Source organism: Curtobacterium sp. 1544 (assembly GCF_040544915.1).
In the GTDB taxonomy this organism is placed as follows: Bacteria; Actinomycetota; Actinomycetes; order Actinomycetales; family Microbacteriaceae; genus Curtobacterium; species Curtobacterium pusillum_C.
In genome coordinates this window covers 89,641-99,292 of record NZ_JBEPKX010000012.1, presented here as the reverse complement: position 1 = coordinate 99,292, position 9,652 = coordinate 89,641, and the positions used below count along the sequence as shown (strand labels likewise).

Annotated in this window: 9 protein-coding genes; 3 read left to right on the top strand and 6 right to left on the bottom strand. The window is 71.0% G+C overall.

Annotation, left to right across the window (positions count from 1 at the left end; all coding sequences use genetic code 11):
* Positions 1-169 precede the first annotated feature (169 nt).
* On the bottom strand, positions 170-1,627 hold the full coding sequence (gene purF / locus ABIC61_RS09510; protein ID WP_144756192.1) for an amidophosphoribosyltransferase: 1,458 nt from the start codon (positions 1,625-1,627) through the stop codon (positions 170-172).
* A 72-nt stretch (positions 1,628-1,699) separates the two neighbouring features.
* Between purF and purM the strand changes: the two genes are divergently transcribed.
* Positions 1,700-2,794, top strand: coding sequence for a phosphoribosylformylglycinamidine cyclo-ligase (gene purM / locus ABIC61_RS09505; RefSeq protein ID WP_354029708.1), 1,095 nt, complete (start codon positions 1,700-1,702; stop codon positions 2,792-2,794).
* 273 nt (positions 2,795-3,067) lie between these two features.
* Here purM and ABIC61_RS09500 read toward each other — a convergent pair whose 3' ends face one another.
* Entirely contained in the window at positions 3,068-3,289 is a 222-nt protein-coding gene (locus ABIC61_RS09500) for a DUF3073 domain-containing protein (RefSeq protein WP_354029707.1), read from the bottom strand.
* A gap of 157 nt (positions 3,290-3,446) precedes the next feature.
* Here ABIC61_RS09500 and ABIC61_RS09495 point away from each other — a divergent pair, with 157 nt between their 5' ends.
* Positions 3,447-4,565 (top strand): NAD(P)-binding domain-containing protein, encoded by a 1,119-nt coding sequence (locus ABIC61_RS09495; RefSeq protein ID WP_354029706.1) that lies wholly within the window; start codon positions 3,447-3,449, stop codon positions 4,563-4,565.
* Positions 4,566-4,762: 197 nt separating this feature from the next.
* Here the strand turns inward: ABIC61_RS09495 and ABIC61_RS09490 are convergent, their stop codons facing one another.
* The 4 genes from ABIC61_RS09490 to ABIC61_RS09475 form a co-directional block, all read right to left on the bottom strand.
* Positions 4,763-5,203, bottom strand: coding sequence for a DoxX family protein (locus ABIC61_RS09490; RefSeq protein ID WP_354029705.1), 441 nt, complete (start codon positions 5,201-5,203; stop codon positions 4,763-4,765).
* 109 nt (positions 5,204-5,312) lie between these two features.
* On the bottom strand, positions 5,313-5,579 hold the full coding sequence (locus ABIC61_RS09485) for a DUF3072 domain-containing protein (RefSeq protein ID WP_354029704.1): 267 nt from the start codon (positions 5,577-5,579) through the stop codon (positions 5,313-5,315).
* 82 nt (positions 5,580-5,661) lie between these two features.
* Positions 5,662-6,399: a hypothetical protein gene (locus ABIC61_RS09480; protein WP_354029703.1), complete on the bottom strand. Its 738-nt coding sequence runs from the start codon at positions 6,397-6,399 to the stop codon at positions 5,662-5,664.
* A gap of 4 nt (positions 6,400-6,403) precedes the next feature.
* Positions 6,404-8,641: an APC family permease gene (locus tag ABIC61_RS09475; protein ID WP_354029702.1), complete on the bottom strand. Its 2,238-nt coding sequence runs from the start codon at positions 8,639-8,641 to the stop codon at positions 6,404-6,406.
* A gap of 130 nt (positions 8,642-8,771) precedes the next feature.
* Here ABIC61_RS09475 and ABIC61_RS09470 point away from each other — a divergent pair, with 130 nt between their 5' ends.
* Entirely contained in the window at positions 8,772-9,560 is a 789-nt protein-coding gene (locus ABIC61_RS09470) for a MerR family transcriptional regulator (RefSeq protein WP_354029701.1), read from the top strand.
* Positions 9,561-9,652 lie beyond the last annotated feature (92 nt).

The window sequence follows — 9,652 nt, the reverse complement described above, 5'->3', positions numbered from 1 at the left end:
CGTGTGGGTGGGTGCCCCCTCGAGCGTGGGGGTTGGGGGTTCGGGGCCGGTGTCACACCGGCCCCCACCCACCCCCGCGCGCCCCCCCCCCCCCCCGCGGGTGGGGGGGGGGGGGCCCCGCGCCCCCCCCGCCTCCAGTCCGTCAGGCGGTCGCGTTCGCGACCCCCGCTCAGCTGAGCTGGTTGGCCTCGACCCAGGACAGGTACTCCGGGCTCACGGTGCCCGTGACGTACTCGCCCGTGAAGCAGCTCATCTCGAGGTCCGTGACGTCGGACCCCTCGATGATCGCGTCGCGCATGTCGCCGATCTCCTGGTAGATCAGGTGGTCGCTGCCGAGCACCTTGTTGATCTCCGGGATCTTCCGGTCGTGTGCGATGAGCTCCGCGCGGGTCGGCATGTTGATGCCGTAGACGTGCGGGTACCGGACCGGGGGAGCAGCGCTCGTGAAGGTGACCTCGTTCGCACCGGCGGCGCGGGCCATCTCGACGATCTCGCGGCTCGTCGTGCCGCGCACGATCGAGTCGTCGACGATCAGGATGTTCTTGCCCTTGAACTCCGACGACATCGCGTTGAGCTTCTGGCGCACGGACCGCTTGCGCTCCGCCTGCCCCGGCATGATGAACGTGCGGCCGACGTAGCGGTTCTTGTAGAAGCCCTCGCGGTACTCGATGCCGAGCTTCTGCGCGACCTGCATCGCGGCCGGGCGGCTCGAGTCCGGGATCGGCATGACCACGTCGATGTCGCCGGTGGGGGCGTACTGCGCGATCGTGTCCGCCAGACGGTTGCCGAGCCGGAGCCGGGCGTCGTACACCGAGATGCCGTTCATGACGGAGTCGGGACGGGCGAGGTAGACGTACTCGAACGAGCACGGCACCAGACGCGGGTTCTTCGCGCACTGGCGGGCGTGCATCTGGCCGTTCATCTCGATGAAGACGGCCTCGCCGGGGGCGACGTCGCGGACGATCTCGTAGCCGCCGGACTCGAGCACCAGGGACTCGGAGGCGACGACCCACTCGGGGTTGCCGGCCTCGTCGAACTTGTGCCCCAGGATCAGCGGACGGATGCCGAACGGGTCGCGGAACGCCAGCAGTCCGTGCCCGGCGATGGTCGCGATGGCGGCGTAGGAGCCCTCGACCCGCTCGTGCACGCGCTCGACGGCGTCGAACACCTGCCCGGGGTCGAGGTCCTTGCCGCGCACCTGGCCCTGGAGCTCGTGGGCGAGCACGTTCACCAGCAGCTCGGTGTCGGAGCTCGTGTTGAGGTGCCGCCGGTCGATGTCGAACAGCTCACGGGTGAGTTCCCGCGTGTTCGTCAGGTTGCCGTTGTGCACGAGGACGATGCCGTAGGGCGCGTTCACGTAGAACGGCTGGGCCTCTTCCTCGTTGCTCGCGGTGCCCTTCGTGGCGTACCGGACGTGCCCGAGGCCCATCGTGCCGAGGAGGGCACGCATGTCACGGGTGCGGAAGGACTCCCGCACGTGACCACGGGTCTTGTGCATGTGGTGGATGTGACCCTCGACCGTGGCGATGCCCGTCGAGTCCTGTCCCCGGTGTTGCAGGAGGAGCAGAGCGTCGTAGATGGATTGGTTTGCGGGCCCCTGCGCAACGAGGCCGACGATGCCGCACATTCGCGGTGTGCTCCAGACCGTAGAATCGGGTGGTACCGAACAAGTCTGCCATGCCCTAGCGGAGGACTACGCATGCCCAACCCGTACGCAGAGGCCGGCGTCGACACCGCTGCCGGTGACCTCGCAGTCGAGCTCATGAAGTCCGCCGTCTCGGCGACGCACAACACGTCCGTGCTGGGCGGTGTGGGCGGATTCGCGGGACTCTACGACGTCTCGTTCCTCAAGGACTTCGAACGACCGCTGCTCGCGACCTCGACCGACGGCGTCGGCACGAAGGTCGCCATCGCGCAGGCGATCGACAAGCACGACACCATCGGCCAGGACCTCGTCGGCATGGTCGTCGACGACATCGTCGTGGTCGGCGCGAAGCCGCTGTTCATGACGGACTACATCGCCTGCGGCCGGGTCGTCCCCGGGCGCATCGCGGACATCGTCGCCGGGATCGCGCGCGGTTGCTCGGAGACCGGCACCGCCCTGGTCGGCGGCGAGACGGCGGAGCACCCCGGGCTGCTCGGGCCGGACGACTACGACGTGGCCGGTGCCGCCGTCGGTGCGGTCGAGGCCGGCTCACAGCTCGGCGCGCACCTCGTGCAGGACGGCGACGTCGTCGTGGCGATCGCGTCCTCCGGGCTGCACTCGAACGGGTACTCGCTCGTGCGCCACATCCTGTCGTCCCGTGGCGTCGGGTACACCGACTCGCTGCCGGAGCTCGGCGACCTGGTCGGCGAGGCCCTGCTCGAGCCGACGCGCCTCTACACGACGCCGCTGCTGTCGCTCATCGAGCAGCACCCCGGCGCCGTGCACTCGCTGTCGCACGTCACCGGCGGTGGCATCGCGGCGAACCTGGCGCGCGTGCTGCCCGTCGGGTCCTGGGTCGAGGTCGACCGCTCCACGTGGGAGCCTCTCCCCGTCTTCCGGGTGCTCGCGTCGATGGCCGGCACCCCGATCGAGGACACCGAGGGCACCTGGAACCTCGGCATCGGCATGTTCGCCGTCGTCTCGGCTGCTGCGGCGTCGGACGTCATCGCGTCGCTCGGGGCCGCGGGGCTGGCGTCGTGGAGCGTCGGGACGATCTCGACCTCGGCGCGGGACCTGAGCGGATTCGAACAGGGCGCGAAGGGCGTCGACGGCGGCGCGGTGCGGCTCGTGGGGGCGTACGCGGGCTGAGCGGGCGCGGGCCCGCGCTCGCGCGGGCGCGGCTCGCGCGGGCTCGCGGACGGGCGCTCGAGGTCGCGCGAACTGCCGTCCGGACTCGTTCCGGGCGGCAGTTCGTGCGACTGGGGCGCAACGCTCGCGGCGCGTCGTGCGACCTCGGGGCGACACGTGCGGGCGTCTGATGCGTTGGCACGTGTCGCGTCGGCACTGGCGCGCGCGGGTCGGCGCACACGACGAAACGCCGCGCTGCCCCGAGGGGTGCGCGGCGTCGTCATCGAGCCTGGGTCAGGCGGACTTGTTCTGGTCCTCTTGCGGTTCGAACTGGTCGTCTTCTTCGAGCTGGTCATCACCGTATTGGTCTGCCCAGCGGTCGACGTAGGAGTTCTCGTCCGAGTGCTGCCCGGCGGAGAGCTCGCGTTCGAGCGCACCGTAATTCGTCTCCGGGCTGAAGTACTTCAGCTCCCGGGCGACCTTGGTGTGCTTTGCCTTCTGACGGCCGCGCCCCATGCGTGACCCCCTCGTGATCGGCTCTGGTCCGGTCCTGGCGGGAGAGGAGTCACCCGGGGAACCGAACGGTTCGTGGTTTGAAATCTGCCGATCACTCTACCATGTACCCCGATCTGGACGTCGCCGCGACGGCCTCGCGCACAGCAGAATCGAAGTGATGACAGACGACGCCCCACCCCCGGTCGACCAGCACGCCCGTGTCGTGGTGATCGGCGCCGGTCAGGCCGGTCTCTCGGTGGGATACCACCTGCGCCGACTCGGGCTGACGCCGGGGAGCGACCTGGTGCTCCTCGACCGCGCGCCGAGCACCGGTGGGGCGTGGCAGTTCCGCTGGGAAGCGCTGCGGCTCGGCGCTGCCCACCGCGTGCACGACCTGCCCGGCATGAACGCGATGGGGCTCCGGTTCGACGACGCCGACCGGTCGCGGCCGGCCCGGGACGTCGTGGGTGAGTACTACCGGCGCTTCGAGCAGCACTACGACCTGCGGGTCCGGCGCCCGGTCTCGGTGTCGTCCGTTTCGCGCGTCGACGGCGCTGAGGAGCTCTGCGTCGCCACGAGGACCGCGGACGGCGGCACCGCCCGGATCGCCGCCGAGGTCGTGGTGAACGCCTCCGGGACCTGGGGCACGCCCTTCCTCCCGTGGTACCCGGGCCGCGACGTCTTCCGAGGCCGCCAGGTGGACACGACCGAGTACCGGAGCGCCAAGGAGTTCGCCGGGCAGGACGTGGTCGTGGTCGGCGGCGGGACGAGCGCCATCGGGTTCCTGCTCGAGCTCGACGGGGTGGCCGCCCGGACCCGCTGGTTCACCCGGCGGCCGGTGGTGTGGTCGGAGGCCCCGGCGCTCGACGTCGAGTCGGCCGTCGCCGCCGTCGACGAGCAGGACCGGGCGGCGCGTGCGGGGGAGACCCTGCCGAGCATCGTCAGCGGGACCGGGGTGCCCGTCTCGAGGCGGATCCGTGCGGGACTCGACCGTGGTGTGCTCCGCGAGTCGCCGATGTTCACGCGGCTCGACGAGACCGGGGTCGTCACGGCGGACGGCGAGCACGTGCACGCCGATGCGGTGATCTGGGCGACCGGGTTCCGCGCGGACCTGCGGCACCTCGCGCCGCTGCACCTGCGGACCGCGGCGGGCGGGATCGTGGTCGAGGACGGACGCTCCGTCGACGAGCCGCGGCTGTTCCTCGCCGGGTACGGCCCGCAGGCCTCGACGATCGGGGCGAACCGGGCCGGACGGCGGATCGCGCGGCAGGTGATGGACGTGCTCGCCGCGCCCTGACCTCGCACGGTGCGAGGTCAGCTCGAGGTCGCCCGGGCCAGTGTGCGAGGTTCCGCGCTCCGTGCGAGGCGCGCAGGCTCGCACGCCGCACGGAACCTCGCACCATGCGGTGCGTGGTCGCCCGGACCTCGCACCGTGTGCGGTCGCCGGGACCTCGCACGGTGCGAGCCAGGCAGGCGGGCAGGCAGGCGCCAGCGTCAGGCGGGCAGGGGCTCCTGCACGCCACGACGTCGACGCGAGGCGAGCAGGAACACCGCGTCGAGCGAGAACCGCCCCGGCCCGGTCAGCGCCACCGCCAGGGACGCCACCGCGAGCACGAGCACGTACTCGAATCCGCCGTCCTGCGAGTAGAACCCCGAGGACGCATGGGCGAGCAGACCCGCGACCACCATGTCGACCGCGAGCAGCACGCCGACCACCCGCGTCGCGACGCCGAGCACGAGGAACACGCCCCCGACGAGTTCGAGGCCGGCCACCAGGGGTGCCGCGACCTCGGCGAGCGGGATACCCATGCCGGAGAAGCCCTCGGTCACGGAGCCGATGCCCTGGGCGAACTTCTGGGCGCCGTGGGCGATGAACACCACCCCGAGGACGATGCGGAGCGCGGTCAGGCCGATGGAGGTCGATGTCGTTCGCATGGCGTCGAAGCTAACCGGTGACGCGTCATCGTTCCCCCTCGTTCGGGGGACTGCCCGGGCATCACCAGGACATGCCCAGCCCCGGGTCCGCCGAAACGCGGACGCGCGTTCAGGAAGCGCCGCGTCCGGTCTGCTGCTGCAGGCGGTCGATGTGCTCCGAGGCCTCGGCCTTGGTGAGGTCGGCGGGGAGTTCCTCGCCGGCTTCGCGAGCAAGCGTGTCGAGGTAGCTGCGCTGCGGGCCGGTCATCGGCTCGTCACCGGTGACCCACTGCTCGGGGTCCTTGCTCGCGTCGGTCGACGGGTCCGGACGGGGACCTCCGAGGGTCTCACCCGCGAGGTCGGATTCGGGCTGCTGGGTCGGGTCTGCATCACTCATGCCGGGGACGCTACGCCGCACCCCCGACCGTCACGCCCACCCTGGCGTCCCCCGAACCGAACCCGGGGGACGGGACCCCGGGTCAGCCGGCGACCGCGGTGTACCGCACCAGGTCCGGCCCGATGGCACTCGCCGCGATCGGCACCGTCCGGTCGCCCTGCCGGATCCAGATCGTCGCGGCCCGCTCGTCGATTCGCTCGACCTGGTGCAGCGTGCCGTCGAGCAGCACCGCGGCGCTGACGACCTGGTGTCCGGTCGACTCTCGCGGTGGCAGGCCGACGACGTCGTCGTCGTGGGCGGTGTACCGCCCGGGCGACAGGAACGGCGACACCGGGGTGGTCACGATCTCCAGGCCCTCGTCGACGTGCCGGACGACCACCAGCCGCACCGCCTGGTCCGTCGGCAGCGGGACGTCGACGACCGGCGCGTCCGCCGGGCCGGCCAGTGCGCGGAACGCGGGCCGACCGTCGGGGGCGAGTCGTGCCTCCAAGCCGTCGATCCGGACCCGTCCGCGACCGCGCGAATCGGCGTACGTGCCGGGCTCGAGCCCGGACTGCCGCGCGTCGAGCCGCGAGACGACGACGCGGTCCGGGCGGTACCAGTCGCGCAGCGTGGCGGGGTCGACCCAGCCGATGCGGTGCGTCGAGTCCTCCGCCGTCCGCTCGTCGAGCGCCCCGAGGGGGTGCGGTCCGCGGACGGCGACGAGTCCCTCGTGCGGGCCGCCGGGCGTGGGCTCGTGGTCGAGCACCTCGACCCGCTTCGAGACCTTGCCGCCGTGCCCGTCGAAGGTCGCGAAGGTGCGCAGGTCGGAGATCGTCATGACGTCAGATGGTACGACCGTCACCGCGCGGGGACGAAGCACCGTCGCTGCGCGGGGGAGACGGCACGAGCACGCGCATCTCACCGGTGCACTGGGTCTGGTCGACGCCTTCGGCCGGACCGGCCGGACGGGTCGCACGCCGCGGCTGCAGGCTGTTGCGCTGCGCGGACCGGAGCAGTCGGTCGTCCTGGGCCTCGTGCTGGAAGACGCCGTGCGGGGAGCGGCGGAGGGCCGGGCGGATCGGTTCGCCACGGCGTTCCTGACCCGGCAGCGGACGGGAACGGCGGCCGTACAAGAGCTCCGACGAGTCGAGCAGCCACGGCACGAGGGCGACCGTCACGCCGTGCACGAGCAGGAGCTTCTTCCGGATCCGGCGACCGCGGTGGTTGTGCAGGAAGTTCTCCCACCAGTGCCCGACGACGAACACGGGCGTGTAGACCGTGACGACCTCGGAACCGTGCTCCATCCGGTGCGCCTTGATGTACTTGATGAGCGGCATCGAGATGTCGCGGTAGGGGCTCGGCACGATGGTCAGGGGGACCTCGATGCCCCAGTCCGCCCACTGCGCCCGCAGCCGGGCCGACTCGGCGTCGTCGATCGCGACGTGTACGGCTTCGAAGCTCGCGTGCTTCGCGGCGATCGCGTAGTCGAGCGCCTTGAGCACCGGCTTCTGCAGCTTGTTCACCAGGACGATCGCGTGGTCGCCGGTGGCGCCGAACTGGGTCTCCTCGTCGGCCTCGATCTCGTGCGAGACATCGCGGTAGTACCGGTTCACGCCGAGCATCAGGACGAAGAGGATCGGCATGATGAGGAACACGAGCCACGCGCCGTGGGTGAACTTCGTGATCGTGACGATGACGAGGACGACGAACGTGAAGGTCGCGCCGGTGGCGTTGATCGCCCGCGAGCGCATGACCTGCCCGCGGTTGACGGGCTCGGCGGCGGTCCCGGCACGGTCCTCGCGCAGCAGCCGCGTCCAGTGGACGATCATCCCGGTCTGCCCGAGCGTGAACGACACGAAGACGCCGATGATGTAGAGCTGGATCAGGCTGGTGACGTTCGCCCGGTAGACGATGAGCAGCGCCGCCGCGACGAGCGCGAGGACGATCACACCGTTCGAGTAGATGAGGCGGTCACCGCGGGTCGACAGTGCCTTCGGGGCGTACGAGTCGCGGGCGAGGATCGAGCCGAGCAGCGGGAAGCCGTTGAACGCCGTGTTCGCCGCGAGGAGCAGGACCGCCGCGGTCGTCGCCTGGATCACGAAGAACAGCACCGTGTTGTTCCCGAAGGTCGCGGCCGCGATCTGGGCGATCAGGGAGCGCTGCGGGTGCGTCGCGCAGGCGGCGAAACCCTGCAGGTCGCAGGCGTCCTCGGCGTAGTGCACGCGGGAGATGAGCGCCAGCGTGATGAGCCCGACGAACAGGACGATCGCGATCGACCCCATGAACACGAGGGTCATCTGCGCGTTCTTGATCTTCGGGCGGCGGAACGCCTGCACGCCGTTCGCGATCGCCTCGACGCCGGTCAGCGCCGAGCAGCCGGACGCGAACGCGCGCAGGAGCAGCAGGATGAACGCCGCCTGCGTCGTGTGCTCGACGTTCTGCACCGTGTACGCGGCGGACTCGGCGACCGGGGCGTGCCCGAACGCGGCGCGCAGCAGTCCCGTGACGACCATGACGAACACGGACGCCACGAACAAGTAGGTCGGCACGGCGAAGGCCTTGCTCGACTCGCGCACCCCGCGGAGGTTCGCGGCCGCCAGGAGCACGACGAAGAGCAGGGCGAGCTCGACCCGGAACTCGTTGAGCACGGGGAGCGCCGAGATGATGTTGTCCACGCCGGACGCCACCGACACGGCGACGGTCATCACGTAGTCGACGAGCAGTGCGGACGCGACGACGAGGCCGGCCTTCTCGCCGAGGTTCCGGTGCGCCACCTCGTAGTCGCCACCGCCGGACGGGTACGCCTTGATGAGCTGGCGGTAGGACGCGACGACGACCACGAGCAGCAGCACGACGAGAGCGGCGACCCATGGGGCGAACGTCAGGAACGCCATCCCGCCGAGCAGCAGGATCATGAGGAGTTCCTGCGGCGCGTACGCCACGGAGGACAGCGGGTCACTCGCGAAGATCGGCAGGGCCAGGTGCTTCGGGAGGAGCTGCCCTTCGAGCTTCTCGGAGGGGAGGGGATCCCCGATCAGTCGCGCTTTCAACGACCGGATCTCGTTCGTCACGAGCGGCAAACCTACTCGTTTCGGAGCGCGAGTCAACACGGGTGACCGGACCGTTATTCCGCGTCGGTCGCGACTCGTTCCGAGTGCACCCCGAAAACCCCTTGCGGTTGACGCTGCGTCAACCCCTAGCGTGGTCTGCATGAGGGATTCGACAGACAGCGTGGACGCAGCTGCGAAAGCACCGCACGGCATCGCCGACGTGGCGCGTTCCGCCGGTGTGTCGAGTCGCACGCTCCGCCACTACGCCGCGATCGGGCTGCTGCCCGCCACGGCGGTCGGTGACGGCGGACTCCGGCGCTACGACGACCGGGCGCTCGTCCGGTTGCAGCGGATCCTGCTGCTCCGCGGACTCGGACTCGGTCTTCCCGAGATCCGGCGGGTCCTCGACGGCGAGCAGGACGACGTCACGGCCCTCACCGCGCACGTCGCGTGGCTCGAACGCGAGCGTGACCGGCTCGCCCGGCAGCTCGCGGCCGTGCGCACCACCATCACCAGGATCGAGAAGGGAGAGGACATGAACGCCACCGACACGTTCGACGGGTTCGACCAGACCCGGTTCAAGCAAGAGGTCGAGGAGCGCTGGGGCGCCGACGCCTGGGACCGCGGCGCACGCTGGTGGGAGTCCAAGGACGCCAGTGCGAAGGAGGCCTTCCAGGCCGAGCAGCGGGCGATCGCGCAGGACGCCGCGGCGCTCGCCGCGTCCGGCGCGGGGCCGGCATCGGACGCGGGCACCGCACTCGCGCGGCGCCAGTTCGCCTGGCTCGCGCAGGCGACGCCCCCGGCCGAGCTCACCGCCGACCGGTTCCGCACGCTCGCCGACATGTACGTGCAGGACGAGCGGTTCACGCACGCCTACGAGTGGGCGGGTGCGGGCGCGGCACGCGCCCTGCGGGACGCGATGCACGCACTGGCCGACCGCGGCCTGTGACGGACGACCCGTGGAGTGCGCGTCCGCTTGCGGAGTGTCGCGCCCGCACACGGACATCGCGCCCCGGAGAGACGGGGCGCGATGTCCAGAGC

Coding starts and splice junctions, on each gene's coding strand:
- purF (WP_144756192.1), bottom strand. CDS start 1,627: ATGTGCGGCATCGTCGGCCTCGTTGCGCAGGGGCCCGCAAACCAATCC.
- purM (WP_354029708.1), top strand. CDS start 1,700: ATGCCCAACCCGTACGCAGAGGCCGGCGTCGACACCGCTGCCGGTGAC.
- ABIC61_RS09500 (WP_354029707.1), bottom strand. CDS start 3,289: ATGGGGCGCGGCCGTCAGAAGGCAAAGCACACCAAGGTCGCCCGGGAG.
- ABIC61_RS09495 (WP_354029706.1), top strand. CDS start 3,447: ATGACAGACGACGCCCCACCCCCGGTCGACCAGCACGCCCGTGTCGTG.
- ABIC61_RS09490 (WP_354029705.1), bottom strand. CDS start 5,203: ATGCGAACGACATCGACCTCCATCGGCCTGACCGCGCTCCGCATCGTC.
- ABIC61_RS09485 (WP_354029704.1), bottom strand. CDS start 5,579: ATGAGTGATGCAGACCCGACCCAGCAGCCCGAATCCGACCTCGCGGGT.
- ABIC61_RS09480 (WP_354029703.1), bottom strand. CDS start 6,399: ATGACGATCTCCGACCTGCGCACCTTCGCGACCTTCGACGGGCACGGC.
- ABIC61_RS09470 (WP_354029701.1), top strand. CDS start 8,772: ATGAGGGATTCGACAGACAGCGTGGACGCAGCTGCGAAAGCACCGCAC.